General features: G+C 69.6%; 13 protein-coding genes. 7 read left to right on the top strand and 6 right to left on the bottom strand.

Features of this window, described 5'->3' with window-relative positions:
* Positions 1-73: 73 nt before the first annotated feature.
* The 4 genes from ACFWCK_RS05130 to ACFWCK_RS05115 all read left to right on the top strand — a co-directional run bounded on the left by ACFWCK_RS05130 (position 74) and on the right by ACFWCK_RS05115 (position 5,191).
* Positions 74-961 (top strand): carbohydrate ABC transporter permease, encoded by an 888-nt coding sequence (locus tag ACFWCK_RS05130; protein WP_378805039.1) that lies wholly within the window; start codon positions 74-76, stop codon positions 959-961.
* Between the two features lie 8 nt (positions 962-969).
* On the top strand, positions 970-1,935 hold the full coding sequence (locus tag ACFWCK_RS05125) for a carbohydrate ABC transporter permease (RefSeq protein WP_378805038.1): 966 nt from the start codon (positions 970-972) through the stop codon (positions 1,933-1,935).
* Between the two features lie 81 nt (positions 1,936-2,016).
* Positions 2,017-3,339 (top strand): sugar ABC transporter substrate-binding protein, encoded by a 1,323-nt coding sequence (locus ACFWCK_RS05120; RefSeq protein WP_233312489.1) that lies wholly within the window; start codon positions 2,017-2,019, stop codon positions 3,337-3,339.
* A 100-nt stretch (positions 3,340-3,439) separates the two neighbouring features.
* Complete coding sequence (locus ACFWCK_RS05115; protein WP_378804864.1) at positions 3,440-5,191, top strand: beta-galactosidase family protein; 1,752 nt, start codon at positions 3,440-3,442, stop codon at positions 5,189-5,191.
* A 7-nt stretch (positions 5,192-5,198) separates the two neighbouring features.
* On the opposite strand, the gene ACFWCK_RS05110 is transcribed toward ACFWCK_RS05115, so the two are convergent.
* Positions 5,199-6,242, bottom strand: a complete 1,044-nt coding sequence (locus tag ACFWCK_RS05110; RefSeq protein ID WP_233312487.1) for a LacI family DNA-binding transcriptional regulator — start codon at positions 6,240-6,242, stop codon at positions 5,199-5,201.
* A gap of 41 nt (positions 6,243-6,283) precedes the next feature.
* On the opposite strand from ACFWCK_RS05110, the gene ACFWCK_RS05105 reads away from it, so the two are divergent.
* Positions 6,284-8,515: an alpha-galactosidase gene (locus tag ACFWCK_RS05105; protein ID WP_378804863.1), complete on the top strand. Its 2,232-nt coding sequence runs from the start codon at positions 6,284-6,286 to the stop codon at positions 8,513-8,515.
* 108 nt (positions 8,516-8,623) lie between these two features.
* Here ACFWCK_RS05105 and ACFWCK_RS05100 read toward each other — a convergent pair whose 3' ends face one another.
* The gene (locus ACFWCK_RS05100; protein WP_378804862.1) at positions 8,624-9,448 is read right to left on the bottom strand and encodes an MOSC domain-containing protein; all 825 of its coding nucleotides are present in this window, start codon (positions 9,446-9,448) and stop codon (positions 8,624-8,626) included.
* A 134-nt stretch (positions 9,449-9,582) separates the two neighbouring features.
* Positions 9,583-9,768 (bottom strand): DUF3073 domain-containing protein, encoded by a 186-nt coding sequence (locus ACFWCK_RS05095; protein ID WP_233312484.1) that lies wholly within the window; start codon positions 9,766-9,768, stop codon positions 9,583-9,585.
* A gap of 161 nt (positions 9,769-9,929) precedes the next feature.
* On the opposite strand from ACFWCK_RS05095, the gene ACFWCK_RS05090 reads away from it, so the two are divergent.
* Entirely contained in the window at positions 9,930-10,472 is a 543-nt protein-coding gene (locus ACFWCK_RS05090; RefSeq protein ID WP_233312483.1) for a universal stress protein, read from the top strand.
* Positions 10,473-10,715: 243 nt separating this feature from the next.
* Here ACFWCK_RS05090 and ACFWCK_RS05085 read toward each other — a convergent pair whose 3' ends face one another.
* The 3 genes from ACFWCK_RS05085 to ACFWCK_RS05075 form a co-directional block, all read right to left on the bottom strand.
* On the bottom strand, positions 10,716-11,351 hold the full coding sequence (locus ACFWCK_RS05085; RefSeq protein ID WP_233312482.1) for a PadR family transcriptional regulator: 636 nt from the start codon (positions 11,349-11,351) through the stop codon (positions 10,716-10,718).
* Entirely contained in the window at positions 11,348-12,199 is an 852-nt protein-coding gene (locus tag ACFWCK_RS05080) for a DUF4097 family beta strand repeat-containing protein (protein ID WP_233312481.1), read from the bottom strand. Before ACFWCK_RS05080 ends, ACFWCK_RS05085 begins: the two co-directional genes overlap by 4 nt.
* Before the next feature lie 265 nt (positions 12,200-12,464).
* Positions 12,465-14,996: a glycogen/starch/alpha-glucan phosphorylase gene (locus ACFWCK_RS05075; protein ID WP_378804861.1), complete on the bottom strand. Its 2,532-nt coding sequence runs from the start codon at positions 14,994-14,996 to the stop codon at positions 12,465-12,467.
* Positions 14,997-15,049: 53 nt separating this feature from the next.
* Between ACFWCK_RS05075 and ACFWCK_RS05070 the strand changes: the two genes are divergently transcribed.
* Positions 15,050-15,892: a TipAS antibiotic-recognition domain-containing protein gene (locus tag ACFWCK_RS05070; RefSeq protein WP_378804860.1), complete on the top strand. Its 843-nt coding sequence runs from the start codon at positions 15,050-15,052 to the stop codon at positions 15,890-15,892.
* Positions 15,893-15,957 lie beyond the last annotated feature (65 nt).

Raw genomic sequence — 15,957 nt, 5'->3', positions numbered from 1 at the left:
TGTTTACGTAACCATAGTGTGCCTATAGTGCTCTTGGTAACGCAACCAATCACGAGGAAGTGACTTGATGTCGATGGCGATGACGGGGCTCCGAAGCTCCCGGCGGTCCTGGGCCGGCTGGTGGTTCGTCGGTCCTTTCATGCTCGTGTTCACGCTGGTGCTCATCGCGCCGCTGCTGTACGCGATCTATCTCAGCCTGTTCCGCGACTCCCTGATCGGAGGCACGCACTTCGTCGGCTTCGAGAACTACGCATTGGCGATCGTGGATCCGAAGTTCTGGGACGCCACAGGCCGTGTCGTGCTGTTCCTCGTGGTGCAGGTGCCGATCATGCTGATCCTCGCACTCGTCGCCGCCCTGGCACTGGACAGCGCGCGACTGCGCTTCGTGCCGTTCTACCGGCTCAGCATCTTCCTGCCCTACGCGGTGCCCGGCGTCGTCGCCGTGATGATCTGGGGCTACATGTACGGCGACCAGTTCGGTCTCGTCGCCGACCTGAACCGCTGGCTCGGCGACGTCGTGCCCTCCCCGCTGTCGGCGACGTTCATCCTCCCCGCGATCGGCAACATCGTCACCTGGGAGTTCGTCGGCTACAACATGCTGATCTTCTTCTCCGCGCTGCAGGCGGTGCCGCAGGAGCAGTACGAGGCGGCCGAGATCGACGGCGCCGGTGCGCTGCGCACGGTGTTCAGCATCAAGCTGCCGGCCATCCGGGGCGCGATCGTGGTCGCGACCATCTTCTCCATCATCGGCAGCTTCCAGCTGTTCAACGAGCCTGCCGTGCTGCAGAAGATCGCGCCGAACTCGATCTCCAGCTACTTCACGCCGAACATGTACGCGTTCAACCTGTCGTTCGCCGGATCCCAGTTCAACTACGCCGCCGCGATCGCGATCATCTCCGGTGTGATCACGATGATCATCGCCTTCGTCGCGCAGTCCATGGGCTCGAAGGAGCAGAAGTGATGAGCGTCATGACCTCGAACAGCGCGGACTCGATGGACACCGAGGCCGTCGTCACCGGACGGCGTCCGAGCCGGCTCGCGAGTGGACGGATCGCGCACCGCCCGGCCCGGCGCACGCGGCGCAGCTCACCGCGTCGCACCCGCACCTCGATCACGCTGATGATCGTGATGACCCTCATGCTGCTGTACAGCCTGGGGCCGCTGTTCTGGCTGGTGGTCAACGCGACCAAGTCGAAGTCCGATCTCTACACGACGCCGGGACTGTGGTTCGGGCCGACCTTCTCGCTGTTCTCGAACATCGCGGACACCTTCACCTACAACGACGGCATCTTCCTGCGCTGGTTCCTGAACACCGTGCTGTACGTCGTGGTCGGGGCCGGCGGAGCCACCCTGCTGGCCACGCTCGCCGGCTACGGCCTCGCGAAGTACCGCTTCCCCGGGCGCAAGGCCGTGTTCGCGATCATCCTCGGCGCGCTCGCCATCCCGGGATCCGTGCTCGCGGTGCCGCAGTTCCTGCTGTTCAGCAAGCTCGGTCTGACGAACACGCCTGCGGCGGTGATCATCCCGTCGCTGGTGAGCGCGTTCGGCCTGTACCTGGTGTGGGTCTACGCCGCCGAGGCGATCCCCGACGAGCTCATCGAGGCCGCGCGTCTGGACGGCGCGGGGGAGCTGCGGATCTTCTTCTCGATCTCGCTGCGCCAGCTCGCCCCCGCATTCATCACGGTGCTGATGTTCGCGGTCGTCGCGACCTGGAACAACTACTTCCTCCCGCTGATCATGCTCTCCAGCCCCGAGTGGTATCCGCTCACGGTGGGGCTCAGTCAGTGGGCGTCCGCGTCCGCCTCGATCGGAACGGCGCCGATCCCGCAGCTGGTCATCACCGGCTCGCTGCTCACGGTGCTGCCCATCTCCGCCGCGTTCCTCTACCTGCAGCGGTACTGGCAGTCCGGCCTCGCCGCCGGAAGCGTCAAGTAGCTGCGCCTCGATCCACCTTCCCCGCATCACGAATCCCACGCACGAAAGATCTCTGCATCACCTCCCGAAAGGAAACCCGCAGTGAAGAAGAACATCTGGATGCGCGCCGCCGTCGTCGTCGGCGCCGCCTCGCTCATGATGGGCGCCCTCGCCGGCTGTCAGAGCGGCAGCGACGCCGCCTCCGGCGGCTCGAAGGCCGACATCGACGCCGCGCTGAAGAAGGGCGGCGAGCTGACCTGGTGGACCTGGGGCGACACGACCCAGGGCTGGGCGGACGCTTTCACCAAGGAGCACCCGAACGTCAAGATCAAGGTCGTCAAGCTCGACAACCCCGACGCGACGGTCACCAAGCTGCAGAACGCGGTCAAGGCCGGATCCGGTGCTCCGGACATCGTGCCGGTGGAGTACCAGACGATGCCGCAGCTCACGATGAGCGGTGCGCTCGCGGACATGACCCCCTACGGCCTGGACGGATACAAGGACAAGTTCACCGCCTCCACCTGGAACGCGGTCAACGTCGGCGGCAAGCTCGTCGGCATCCCGCTCGACTCGGGCCCCATGGTCATGATCTACAACACGAAGCTCTACGCCGCCGCCGGCATCACCGAGGCGCCGAAGACCTGGGACGAGTTCGTCGCCGACAGCGCGAAGCTGCACGCGGCGAACCCGGACGCCTACATCGCCACCGGCGGCGACGCCGGCTTCTTCACCAGCATGATCTGGGCCTCGGGCGGGCACCCGTTCAAGACCGAAGGGGAGAAGGTCACGATCGACCTGCAGGACACCGGCAGCAAGAAGTTCGCCGACATGTGGGGCGGCATGCTGCAGAAGGGCGAACTCTCCCCGCTCGCCACCTGGTCCGACGAGTGGACCAAGGCGCTCGCGCAGGACAAGCTCGGCACGCTGATGATGGGCTCGTGGATGATCGACATGGGCGAGGACTACGGCGTGGACAAGTGGAAGGTCGCGCCCATGCCGACGTGGGACGGCACTCCCGGTTCCGCTGAGAACGGCGGCAGCGGGATCTCCGTCACGGACCAGAGCAAGAACAAGGCCCTCGCCGCCGCCGTGCTGCAGTTCCTCGCCGACGGCAAGGGGCGCGACCTCGTCAACAAGAACGGATTCCCCTCGACCGTCGCCACGTTCGACGACCAGGCATGGGCGAACCGCACCTTCCCCGCCTTCGTGGACGGCCAGAAGGCGAACCAGGTCGGCGCCGCCTCGGCGAAGTCGGTCATCACGGGCTGGCAGTACCTGCCTTTCCAGGGCTACGCGAACAATGTCTTCGGCGACTCGGTCGGCAAGGCCATCGGCGCCAAGGGCGATCTGAACGCGGCGCTGAAGGAGTGGCAGAAGACGCTCGTCGACTACGGCAACCAGCAGGGCTTCCAGGTCAACAAGTAACCCGGATCCGCCCTCGGGGTGCGGGGTCCGCCGAAGCGGATCCCGCACCCCTTCCGTCCGGCGTCCTCCGACGCCGATCCTCACGAACCCCGGAGCCCTCATGCCCGCCTTCGCCATCGGCGAGACCGACTTCCTCCTCGACGGAGCACCGTTCCAGGTGATCTCCGGGGCCATGCACTACTTCCGCATCCATCCGGATCAGTGGGAGGACCGGCTGCGCACCGCACGGCAGATGGGCCTCAACACGATCGAGACCTACGTGCCCTGGAACGCGCACGAACCACGGCGCGGGGCGTTCGCCGCCGAAGACGGCCTCGATCTCGGACGCTTCCTCGACCTGGTCCAGGCCCAGGGCATGTTCGCGATCGTGCGACCCGGCCCCTACATCTGCGCCGAGTGGCACAACGGCGGCCTTCCCGAGTGGCTCATCGAGGACGGCACGATCGCCGTGCGCTCGCGCGATCCGCGCTATCTCGCCGAGGTCGAGCGGTATCTGGGTGCGGTGTACGACATCGTCCGGCCGCGCCAGCTCACGCACGGCGGCGGCGTGATCCTGGTGCAGATCGAGAACGAGTACGGCGCGTACGGATCCGACAAGATCTATCTGCGCGCGCTCACCGAGATGACCAGGGCGGCGGGCATCGACGTGCCCCTGACCACGGTCGATCAGCCGACCGATGCGATGCTCGACGACGGCACTCTGCCCGAGCTGCTCAGCACGGCGTCGTTCGGGTCGCGCGCGGTCGAAAGGCTCGCGGCACTGCGGCGGCATCAGCCGAGCGGGCCGCTCATGTGCGCCGAATTCTGGTGCGGCTGGTTCGACAGCTGGGGCGAGCCGCACCACACGACGTCGGCGGCCGACAGCGCGGCCGAGCTCGAGGCGATCCTCGCCGCGGGCGCGAGCGTGAACATCTACATGGTGCACGGCGGCACCAACTTCGGGTACATGGCCGGCGCCAACGACAAGGGCGTCTACCGGCCGATCGCGACCTCGTACGACTACGACGCGCCGATCGCCGAGGACGGGACACCCACCGAGAAGTACTGGCGGTTCCGCGACGTGATCGCGACGCACGCGCCGGTGCCGGATGACCGTCCCGCCCCGCGTTCGCCCTCGCGCGTGCTGGAGGCGCCGCTGGAACGCGCCGTTGCGCTCGCGGACGCCGGACTCGAGCGCTGGAGCGCGCACGACACGGCTCCCGCCGCCACCGCCTTCGGGTCGCCGCGCGGATACTCGCGCTACGCGATCGAGATCCCGCACGGTGGCGCGCTCACCGTGGCAGAGGTGCGCGACCGCGCGCACGTGCTGCTCGACGGTCGCGCGGTCGGCATCCTCGATCGTGAGGCGCACGACCGCGTGCTCGCGCTGCCCTCGGGCGGGGAGCTGTCGATCCTGGTCGAGCACCTGGGCGGCGTGAACTACGGACCCAGGATCGGCGAGGCCAAGGGTGTGATCGGCCCGGTGCGCCTGGACGGCGAGGAGCTGCACGGCTGGCTCGTCTCGCCCCTGGAGCTGGAGGCCGACGGAGTCCGCGCCGCGCTCGCGGCGCACGGGACGCCGGTGCTGCGGGGGGTCCCGCTCGGCGGGCCCGTGCTGCTGGCCGGCAGCTTCGATGCGGACGCATCAGGTGATCTTCACCTCGACGTGCGGGGGTGGGGATCCGGCGCGGTCTGGATCAACGGCTTCGCGCTGGGCCGCTACTCGGCGCGGGGGCCGCAGGAGACCCTGTACGTGCCGGCTCCGCTGCTGCGCGGGGAGGGCAACGAGATCCTCGTGCTCGAGTTGCGCGGCCTGGAGCGACCCACGGTCCGGTTCGCTCCGGAGCCGCGGCTCGGCCCGACCGAGTTCTGAGGTGCGGTCAGTCCTGAGCCGGCACCGGGCCGGTGCTGTCGCGGACCACGAGCCGGGTCGGGATCAGCGGGTTCTCGGGCAGCGGCTCCCCGTCGATCATCGCGATGAGCAGTTCGGTCGCACGCTGGCCGACGACGTCGAAATGCTGGTGGATGGTGGTCAGCGGCGGCCAGTAGCTGCCGCTGTCGTCGCTGTCGTCGAAGCCGATGACACTGAGGTCCTGCGGAATGCGCAGGCCCGCCTCGTGCGCGGCGCGCATCACGCCCAGCGCCATCTGATCGTTGGCGGCGAAGACGGCAGTGGGTCGCGGCTCCTCGGCGAGGATCTCCCGGCCGGCGGCGTAGCCCGACGCCGCGGACCAGTCGCCGCGGTGCCGGGCGGGGGTGGCGAGGGCGTGCTCCTGGCAGACGCGCGCGTAGGCGTCCTCGCGTCGATGCGCGGAGAACGACTTGAGCGGCCCGGCGACGTGGGCGATGCGTCGATGCCCGAGGTCGAGCAGGTGCCGCATCGCGGTGCGAGCGCCCTGTTCCTGATCGGTGTCGACGAGCGTGTGATCCGCCGTCGCGGTCGAATCGACGATGACCAGCGGAAGCCCTGCCGTGAGGGCGTAGTCGTCCGGCGAGCCGAACTCGGCGGACATGATCAGGATGATGCCGTCGACGGCCTGCTCCTCGAGGCGCCCGAAGGCGCCCGCCACCGAGATGCGGGTGGGATCCGTCACGGGGATCAGGGTCGTCGTGTAGCCCGCAGCCGCGCCCGCCTCCGCGACGGCCTCGAGCGTGCGCTCGTTGCCCAGCGTCGTGATGTTGAAGGTGACGACCCCGAGACTGCGGAACCGGCCCGACTTCAGGTTGCGGGCCGCGCTGTTCGGCCGGTAGCCGAGCTCCTTCATCGCGGCGAGCACCTTCTCGCGCTTCTCGGGTCGCACATGCACGTACCCGTTGGCGACCCGCGACACGGTCTGCGGCGACACACCTGCACGCTGGGCGACGTCCTTGATCGAGGCGCGTGGCGCGCCGTCCTTGATCCGTTGCACGTTGGTCCCTTGCATGGCAACGTAAACAATACTCGAACCGCCCAGGAAGGGGAATCATGTCGTCACTGACTCTCGACGGCCATGAGGCGAGCGCCGGAACCGTGGATCTCGGCATCGTGCTGGAGACGGGCGGCGTCGCCCTGGTCCTGGACATCCGGGACGGAGGGCTTCCCGTGGTCGTGCATTGGGGCGCGTCCTGCGGTCCGCTCGACGACGCCGGCTTCGAGGCGCTCGCCCTCTCCGGCGTGTTCCCGGATGCGGGCAGCGAGGTGGATGCGGTCGTGCCGGTGTCGGTGCTCCCCGAGCTCTCCCGAGGCTGGAGCGGAACCCCCGGCATCAGCGGATCCCGGGACGGCGCGCACTGGTCACCGCGCTTCCGGGTGACCGGCGTCGCGCTCGACGGTGCTCCCGTCGGAGGTCAGGGCCCGTCGGATCCTTCGTCGGGCGGGCGCCTCATCCTCTCGTCGGGTCCGGCCTCGGTACGCGTCACCGCCCTGGACGACGAGGCGCGGCTGGCTCTCGCACTCGACATCGAGCTCACCGGATCCGGTGCGATCCGCACCCGGGCCGCCGTGCGCAACAGGGGCGACGACGTGTACCGGCTCGAGTCCCTGATGCCGACGCTGCCCGTGCCCCTGGATGCGGACGAGGCGCTGGACTTCGCGGGCCGCTGGGCGGTCGAGCGGGTTCCACAGCGCCGGCGGCTCGGCGTCGGCGCTCACCGCAGGGAGAATCGCCGCGGCCGCACCGGGCTCGGCGCCGCGATGGCGCTGATCGTGGGACGCCACGGCTTCGACTTCTCCTCGGGGGAGGCGTGGGGGATCCATGTGGGTTGGTCCGGCAACCACGTGCATCAGGTCGAGAGGGTCGCCGAGGGGCGGCAGGTGCTCGCGGGCGGCGAGCTGCTGCTGCCGGGCGAGGGCCGCCTCGCGCCGGGTGAGGAGTACGCGACCCCGTGGCTGTACGGGTTCTACGGGGGCGGCCTCGATGCGCTGGCCGTGCAGTCGCACCGGATGCTGCGCGCCCGCCCGCAGCATCCCCGTACCGCCCGCCCGGTCACGCTCAACGTGTGGGAGGCCGTCTACTTCGATCAGAACGAGGAAGACCTCATCGAGCTCGCAGACGCGGCCGCCGCCGTGGGCGTCGAGCGCTTCGTGCTCGACGACGGCTGGTTCGGCGCCCGTCGCAACGACCGTGCGGGGCTCGGCGACTGGACCGTCTCCGCCGAGGTATGGCCGCACGGGCTGCACCCGCTCATCGATCACGTGCGCGGTCTCGGCATGCAGTTCGGGCTCTGGGTCGAGCCGGAGATGGTGAACCCGGACTCGGATCTCGCTCGCGCGCATCCCGAGTGGATCATGTCGGCCCGCTCGGAGTGGCCTCTCACGGGGCGCCATCAGCAGGTGCTGGACCTCGCGAACCCCGACTGCTACGCCCACATCCGCGATGCGCTGCTGGCCCTCCTCGACGAGTACGACATCGCCTACCTCAAGTGGGACCACAATCGGGATCTCGTCGAGGCGGGTTCTGGGCCGCGCCGCGCTCCCGGCGTGCACGGCCAGACCGCGGCGTTCTACCGTCTCGTCGACGACCTCAAGAGTCATCACCCCGGGCTCGAGATCGAATCCTGCTCGTCCGGGGGCGGCCGGGTCGATCTGGGTGTGCTGGAGCGCACCGATCGAGTGTGGGGATCCGACGACAACGACCCGCTCGAGCGGCAGCGGATCAACGCGTGGACCGCGCAACTGATCCCGCCCGAGCTGATCGGCGCGCATATCGCCTCGGCGCCGTCGCATGTCACCGGTCGCACGCACACGCTCGCGTTCCGCGCGTCCGTGGCGCTGTTCGGGCACCTGGGCGTGGAGGCCGACATCCGGGGCTGGGACGACGACGAGCGCGCACAGCTGGCGGGCTGGATCGCCCTGCACAAGCGGGAGCGCGCGCTGCTGCACAGCGGCCGGATGGTGCGGGCGGAGACGCCCGACCCGGCGTTCGCGCTGCAGGGCGTGATCGCCGAGGACGCCGGCCGCGCCCTCTACCTGTTCACGGCGCTGGCCGTCGGAGCGACCGCCAGCGCCGGGCGCTTCCGGCTGCCGGGGCTCGACGACGACCGGCGATACCGGGTGGAGATCGAGCCGCTCAGCCTTCGCGGGCTGAAGGGCAACCTCGCGGCCTGGCAGGGGGAAGGGGTGGTGCTGACCGGCCGGGTCCTCGGGCGCATCGGCATCGTCATGCCCTCCGTCCACCCCGAGACGGCGCTCATCGTGCGCGCGACAGCGGTGGGCTGAGCGCCGCACTCGGCACGTCCGCTCTCAGGACGGATTCGCTGGGCCGCGTCGTGTCGACGGGCGCACAGGGGCGATGGGCGGAACGATCCTGAGAACGGTGCGGCCGGCTCAGCCGAGGCTGACCTCGTCGCCCACCCGGATCGTGCCGCCGACGCCCGCGTCGTCGCCCACGGCGCCGCTGACCCCGGGGAGGATCAGCAGCCGGCCGAGCGTCGGCTCGTCCTGTCCGAGGGAGCCGGTGAGCGTCTTCAGCACACTCGCGTCGCGCTCGCCGGTGTCAGGGTTGGCGTGGGTCGCGAGGCAGCGCACGATCGGCCCGGCGGTGGCGAGGTGCACGTTGCCGATCGCGACCTCGCCCTGCCAGTCCAGCTCGTCCCAGGCGTCGACGCCGCCGATCACGACGTTCGAGCGGAACCGGCGGTCGTCGACCTCCTGCGCGAGCGCGGCGCCGAGTGCGGCGACGCTCGCGTCGCTGTGCACCGAGACGTAGCCCCGGCCTCGGTCCTGGAACCGCGAGCTCACGCCGTCCCCGACGAGCGCCAGGGGCAGCTGCCCCGGCCGCTGCAGGCGCTTGCCGTCCGGGGAGTCGAGCACGAAGGCGGTCACGGCCTCGACGAGCTCGGCCCGGCCCTCCTCGTCCAGGCCCGCCTCGACGAGCGTCGCCCCGGCATGGTCGATCCGCATGCGCTGCGCCGTCTCGTCGTAGCTCAGCTGCAGTGCGGCGAGCCCGGGGAAGGTCTCGAGCGCGAGTCCTTTCGACTTCGGCCAGTGGTCCAGCCCGTCGCGTTCCTCGGGAGCCGCCGCATCGGCGAAGCGGAACGCGAGCACGCGGTCACCGGCGATCCGCCCGTCCGCCTGCACCGTGAGGGCGGGCAGCTTCTCGGGCGTGAACCCCTTGACGGGGTGACGGTAGAGCGCGACGACGTGAGGCATGTCTCCATCCTCGCAGGGCCGCACGGGCGCTTAGGACCTGCTCCAGGGCCGGGGCATCGCGGACGGCACCGCGGCGTAGTCCAACGACGAACCCCGCCACGAGTGGACTCGGGCGGGGTTTCGGACGACGAGGCTCAGGCCTTTTCGAGCTCGTCCTCGTCTTCGTCGGCGTACTGATCCGCCCACTTGTCGACGTACTGGTCTTCGGTCTCAGGATGACCCAGCTCGCGCTCCAGCGCGGAGTAGTTCACATCCGGACTGTACGCCTTGAGTTCGCGGGCAATCTTGGTGTGCTTTGCCTTCTGACGGCCACGGCCCATGCGCGAGACCCCCTTACTGTAAGCAGTGGGCGAAACGGGGCCCGCTGTCTATTTCCGGCACCGGCTCGCGGCCGGTAAGAGTAGCATCCAGGATAGCACGCGGGCCACCTCACCTCGCCGTGACGGGTCCCCGGCACCGCCGCACCGAGAGGAACGACGAGATGAGCGACAACGCCCCCACTCCCGAGGATCAGGAGCTGCAGGATCCCCAGCTCCAGAAGGCCGTGATCGTGGCGCTCCGGCCGGGGCAGCCGCCGCGCGTGCTCGCCGAGGCCATCCGCTACGCCGGTCTGCTCCAGGCGCCGCTGGTCGTCGTGCACGTCGACGTCACCCGGTTCGTGACGTTCGAGGATCCGGACGGGATGGTGCACTCGGCGCCCATCGATCTGAACATCGACACGGGCGCGGAGGAGTTCGCCGAGCTGCGTCGGGAGGTCGAGAAGGTGCTGGCCGGATCCGGGCTCACCTGGACCGCGCGTCAACTCGTCGGCGATCCGGCGCTCGCGATCAAGCACCTCGCCGGCGCGCTGGATGCGCAGCTGATCGTGGTCGGCACCCGCAGCCGGGGTCTCGGCGAGTCGATCCGCGAGTTCTTCACCGGATCCGTCGCAGCCCGACTCTCCCACCGCCAGTCCCGGCCGATCCTGGTGGTCCCGCTCGAGGAGCCGATCGCCGACGACAAGAAGGATCCCTGGGCCGAGTAGCCGCGACTCCCTGACCCGCTTTCGGCGCCCGCGACTCGCCGACCGCGACTCGCCGACCCGCCTCGCCGACCGCGCCGATCGTGCCCCCAGGCGACCGCGAGACCGAACTTCGTTCCCGAGACCGACGTTCTTATCCTCGGTCTCGGGACGCAGGTTCGGTCTCGCGGTCAGTGCCCGGGGTCAGTGCCCGGGGTCAGTGCGCGGGGTCAGTGCGCGGGATCGGGCCGGACCCGGGCCGAGGGGTCAATGCGTGAGCGCCGCCAGGGCCGAGGTCACGGCGCGCGCCGCGTCGTCGAGCGCCGTGTCCAGCTGCGACACGAGCGACGACGGCACGGTGCCGCCGCGTGCGACGTGCGTGCGCAGGTCGGCGCGCACCCTGGCACGGAACTCGTTGATCGAGGCGTCCGCCCGGCGCAGCTCCTCGCGGCTGGCGATCCGCTCGTCGGCGCGGGCGGAGGCCTCGCGATAGGACGAGGACGACGCGCCCTGCTGCTCCTCGCGAGCCGCGGCGGCCAGGTCGGCGCGGAGGCTCTTCATGGCCTCCTGCACGCTCTGGCGCACCTCGTTCGCGATGAGGCGCACCGAGTCGTTGAGCCCGGCCTCGATGCCCTGCAGGTCGCCCTCACGGGAGGCGAGCTCGGCGCGGCCGGCCTCGGTGATCGCGTAGATCGTGGTGCGGCCGTCGACGGTCTTGGTGACGAGGCCCTCCTCCTCGAGCTTCGCGAGGCGCGGGTAGATAGTGCCCGCGCTCGGCGTGTACGTGCCCCCGGTGCGGTCGGTCAGCGCCTGGATGATGCCGTACCCGTGCTGCGGCGACTCGGCCAGCAGCGCGAGCAGGTACAGGCGCAGATCGCCGTGGGAGAAGACGGCGGGGCTCACAGCAGGTCCTCTCCGTCGGAGGTGAACGACACCGGGGCCTCGGCGGCGTCGCGGCGCAGCACCGTGATGTCGCCCGACACCGTGTTCACCCGCACATCCGCGAAGGATCCGGACAGCTCGCCGCGCGAGCCCGTGAACGTGGACGGCCCGGAGGAGCCGCGCGGTACGCCGTCGATCATGATGCGGCCGCTCAGCGCGCGAGCCACGTAGTTCGCGGCGAGGTTCTCGTCCAGGCGCACGGTGGCGTCGCCGGAGACGCTGTTCAGCGACACCGTGTTGACGGGACCGGTCGCGTCGATGAGCATCGCGCCCGAGACGCTGTCGATCGTGGCCTTGCGCACCTCGCCGGTCAGCGCGACGCTGCCCGAGACGGTGTTCGCCATGGCGGTGCCCGCCAGTCCTCGCACCTGCACGTCGCCCGAGACGGTGTTCACGTTCAGGTCGCCGGTGTGGGTGTCCACGATGAGGTCGCCGGAGACCGTGTTCAGACGGGCGTCCTCGGTGAGGCCGGAGACGAGGGCGCCCGCGCTCACGACGCCCAGGTTGAGGGCGATGTCCCGGGGGACGGCGACGCTGATCTCGGCCTTGGGGCCTCCCGCGCCGAAGTTGCGGAACACCTCGAGGAAGTTGTCCCAGCCGATCTGCGGGTGGTCGATCTCGATCTGGGTGCCGTCGGACTCGACGCGCAGGTCCTTGACGGTGACGTTGTGCACCTCGATCCGGATGCCCGGCTCGTCGTGCGCGATGACGTCGACCTGTCCGCCGACGAGTCCGATCTTGAGCTTCGACGCGCGCTCGATGTCGATCACGCGCTCCTGCCCCGGGGCGATGAGCCACTTCTCGGTCATATCTGTTCTCCTGAGTTGGGGGATCCCGACCTCCACAGATCGAGATATATCGTGATTGAGAGCGTAACACGATATATCTCGATTCCGTCAAGAGGTCTTTCCTGGGAGATCTCCGAGATCGCCCTTCGCGCGTCCCCTCACCTCCCCTGTTTCCCTCCCCGCGCCGCGTTTCCCTCCCCGTGTGGGCGTCACTGTGGGGAGGGAAACGTGCTGCAGGGAGGGAAACGTGCCTCGGGCGCCCAGAGGAGGGAGGGGTGGGCGCGGCTCAGCTCGTCGGCGGTGTGTGCCAGATCCGGTCGATGTAGTCGCGGATCGAGCGGTCGGAGGAGAAGAAGCCGCAGCGGGCGACGTTGAGGATCGCGGCGCGGGTCCAGGCGTCCTGGTCGGCATAGGCGGCGTCGACCCGCGCCTGGGCGGCGACGTAGGCGGCGTAGTCGGCGAGCACCATGAACCGGTCGTCGTAGAGCAGGTTCGAGACGACCGGCTCGAACACCGAGCGGTCGCCGCCGGAGAACGCCCCGGATGCGATGAGGTCGATCGCACGACGCAGGCCGGCATCCGCCTGGTAGAACGCGGCCGGGTGGTAGCCGTCGTGGCCGAGCCGGTCGACCTCGGGCTCGGTCATGCCGAACAGGAAGAAGTTCTCGTCGCCGACGAGCTCGCGGATTTCGACGTTCGCGCCGTCGTCCGTGCCGATCGTGAGGGTGCCGTTGAGCGCGAACTTCATGTTGCCGGTGCCCGACGCCTCCTTGCCGGCCAGCGAGATCTGCTCGCTGAGATCCGCCGCGGGGATCACGCTCTCGGCCAGCGTGACGTTGTAGTTCGGCGGGAACAGCACCTGCAGGCGGCCGTCGAGGCGCGGATCCGCGTTGACGACGGATCCGACCGCGTTGATCAGGTGGATGATGCGCTTCGCCATCGCATAGCCGGGGGCGGCCTTCGCGCCGAACAGCACGGTGCGCGGCTGCAGTTGCTCGAGCGGGAGGCGGCCCGACACGACGCCCTCGTACTCGCTCACGACGTGCAGCACCTTGAGCAGCTGCCGCTTGTACTCGTGCAGACGCTTGACCATCACATCGACGAGATGGCCGTCGCCGACCCGCATCCCGTCGCGCGCGTGCAGCACGTCGTTCAGGCGACGCTTGTTGTCCGCCTTCACGGCGGCGAAAGACGCACGGAACGAGGCGTCGTCGGCGAACGGCTCGAGCTCGCGCAGCCGCTCCAGATCGGTGATCCAGCCGTCGCCGATCGCGTCGGTGATGAGGGCGGACAGGCCCGGGTTGGCGAGGCGCAGGAAGCGGCGCGGAGTGACGCCGTTGGTCACGTTGGTGAACTTCTGCGGGAAGAACTCGGCGAATGCGGGCAGCACCTTCTCGCGCAGCAGCTGCGAGTGCAGCTCGGCGACGCCGTTGACTCTGCTGCCGGCGACTGTGGCGAGATATGCCATGCGCACGGCGCGCACCGGGAACTCCGCGATGATCGACATGTCGCGGATCCGCATCTCGTCGTCGCCGAAGCGGTCGCGCACGGCGGCGAGGAACTCCTCGTTGATCCGGTAGACGATCTCCAGGTGCCGCGGCAGCAGCCGGCCGAGCAGCTCGACCGGCCAGACCTCGAGCGCCTCCGGCAGCAGCGTGTGGCAGGTGTAGGCGAAGCACTGCTGTGTCACCGCCCAGGCCGCGTCCCACGCCATGTTCCGTTCGTCGACGAGAACGCGCATGAGCTCGGGCACGGCGATCACCGGGTGGGTGTCGTTGAGCTGGAAGATCACCCGCTCGGGCAGACGGGAGAGGTCGAAGCCCTCCGGAAGCTGCGCGAGGAAGTCGCGGATCGACGCGGCGACGAAGAAGTACTGCTGCTGCAGGCGCAGCTCCTTGCCCTGCGGGGTGGAGTCCTCGGGGTAGAGCACCTTGGAGATGTTCTCCGCGAAGGTCTGCGCCCGCACCGCCTGCTCGTAGTCGCCGGAGTTGAAGATGCGCAGATCGAAGGCGTCGGTGGCCTTGGCGCGCCACAGACGCAGGGTGTTCACACGCTGGTTCTCGAACCCGGGCACGAGGTAGTCGTAGGGCACGGCGCTGACGTCCCAGCCGGGGATCCATCGCGAGCGGACGGTGCCGCCGTCGTCGAACGTCTCCGTGCGCCCGCCGAACGACACGGTCTGCGCGGCCTCGGGCCGGGGCTGCTCCCACGGAGCACCGAGCGTGAGCCAGGCGTCCGGCTGCTCGACCTGCTGGCCGTCCTCGAAGGTCTGCCGGAAGATGCCGTACTCGTAGCGGATCCCGTAGCCGATGCTGGGCACGCCGAGCGTGGCCAGCGAGTCGATGAAGCACGCGGCCAGGCGTCCGAGACCGCCGTTGCCGAGCCCGGGCTCGATCTCGTGCCGGCGCAGCTCGTCGAGGTCGATGCCGCACGAGGCCATCGCATCGGCCGCGACGTCGGCGAGGCCTCCGGCGAGCAGGTCGTTGTCGAGCTGATTGCCGAGCAGGTACTCCGCGGACAGATAGCAGACGGTCTTGGCCTGCAGGTCGGCCTGCCGGTGCTGGTCGGCCAGCCCGTGCACCATCAGGTAGTCGCGCACGGTGCGCGCCAGCGCGAGATAGCGATCGTTCGTGCTGGCGTCGGCCAGCGTCACACCGCCGGTGAAGTTCAGGTTGCGCAGGAACTGCGCGGTGAAACCCTCTGCGGTGGGCGGAAGGTCGAGCGCGGGGACGGGCGCGTTCGGGGACGTGGCGTCTGCGGTGGTCACGCGACGAACGTACCGCAGGGTTTCACTCCGTCCTCCCGATGTTCTTGACATTGACGCAACGTCAACTTCTACGGTGATCATATCGACAACGGAAGGAGGAGCCCATGACGTACCGGGACTGGTCGATCCAGGAGATCGCGCGGCTGACCGGCACGACGAGCCGCACGCTGCGGCACTACGACGACATCGGCCTGCTGCCGCCGACGCGGGTCGCCTCGAACGGCTACCGGCACTACGACCAGGGCGCGCTCCTGCGGCTGCAGCGCATCCTGCTCCTGCGCGAGCTGGGGCTGGGGTTGCCGGCGATCGCCGAGGCGGTCGGGGAGGTCGCGGAGGGATCCGGACCCCCTCGGTCGGCGAACATCGCGATCGAGGCGGCCGCCCTCGAGAAGCACCTCGCGCTGCTGCGCGCGGAGCAGACCAGGCTGGCGCGGCAGATCGCGTCGGTCGAGAACACCATCACCACATTGAGAGAAGGAGAGGACCTCATGCCCGAGAACATGTTCGACGGCTTCGACCACACCCAGTACCAGGACGAGGTCGAGACCCGCTGGGGCACCAAGGCCTACGCCGACGGCGACCGCTGGTGGCGCGGGCTGAGCGCGGAGGAGAAGGCGGCGTGGAAGGCGGTCGTCGCCGACCTCAACCGGAGCTGGATCGCGCTCGCCGAGGCGGGCGCGGACCCGGCCTCGCCCGAGGCGCAGGACGTGGCGCGCCGTCACGTCGAGTGGCTTACCGGCATCCCCGGCACGCCCGCCTACGGGGCTGCCGGCGCCCGCAAGGCCTACGTGATCGGACTCGGCGAGATGTACGTGGCGGACCCGCGCTTCGGTGCGAACTACGCCACCGATGCCGACCGCGCCGGGACGGAGCGGGGAGCCACGGGCACCGCCGGCGCGGAGTTCGTCCGCGACGCGCTCCGCATCTACGCCGACGGCAACCTGTAGTCGGATCCGGATCCCCTGGGTCGTTGAGCGAGGACGCCGCAGGCGACCGAGCCGAAACGCGGCGC

The sequence above is a fragment of the Microbacterium sp. NPDC060117 genome (assembly GCF_042729315.1).
In the GTDB taxonomy this organism is placed as follows: Bacteria; Actinomycetota; Actinomycetes; order Actinomycetales; family Microbacteriaceae; genus Microbacterium.
The sequence above is the reverse complement of the archived record's forward strand: the minus strand, read 5'-3'. Positions and strand labels throughout refer to the sequence as shown.

Coding starts and splice junctions, on each gene's coding strand:
- ACFWCK_RS05110 (WP_233312487.1), bottom strand. CDS start 6,242: ATGCAAGGGACCAACGTGCAACGGATCAAGGACGGCGCGCCACGCGCC.
- ACFWCK_RS05095 (WP_233312484.1), bottom strand. CDS start 9,768: ATGGGCCGTGGCCGTCAGAAGGCAAAGCACACCAAGATTGCCCGCGAA.
- ACFWCK_RS05080 (WP_233312481.1), bottom strand. CDS start 12,199: ATGACCGAGAAGTGGCTCATCGCCCCGGGGCAGGAGCGCGTGATCGAC.
- ACFWCK_RS05090 (WP_233312483.1), top strand. CDS start 9,930: ATGAGCGACAACGCCCCCACTCCCGAGGATCAGGAGCTGCAGGATCCC.
- ACFWCK_RS05115 (WP_378804864.1), top strand. CDS start 3,440: ATGCCCGCCTTCGCCATCGGCGAGACCGACTTCCTCCTCGACGGAGCA.
- ACFWCK_RS05070 (WP_378804860.1), top strand. CDS start 15,050: ATGACGTACCGGGACTGGTCGATCCAGGAGATCGCGCGGCTGACCGGC.
- ACFWCK_RS05105 (WP_378804863.1), top strand. CDS start 6,284: ATGTCGTCACTGACTCTCGACGGCCATGAGGCGAGCGCCGGAACCGTG.
- ACFWCK_RS05130 (WP_378805039.1), top strand. CDS start 74: ATGGCGATGACGGGGCTCCGAAGCTCCCGGCGGTCCTGGGCCGGCTGG.
- ACFWCK_RS05075 (WP_378804861.1), bottom strand. CDS start 14,996: ATGTCAAGAACATCGGGAGGACGGAGTGAAACCCTGCGGTACGTTCGT.
- ACFWCK_RS05125 (WP_378805038.1), top strand. CDS start 970: ATGACCTCGAACAGCGCGGACTCGATGGACACCGAGGCCGTCGTCACC.
- ACFWCK_RS05100 (WP_378804862.1), bottom strand. CDS start 9,448: ATGCCTCACGTCGTCGCGCTCTACCGTCACCCCGTCAAGGGGTTCACG.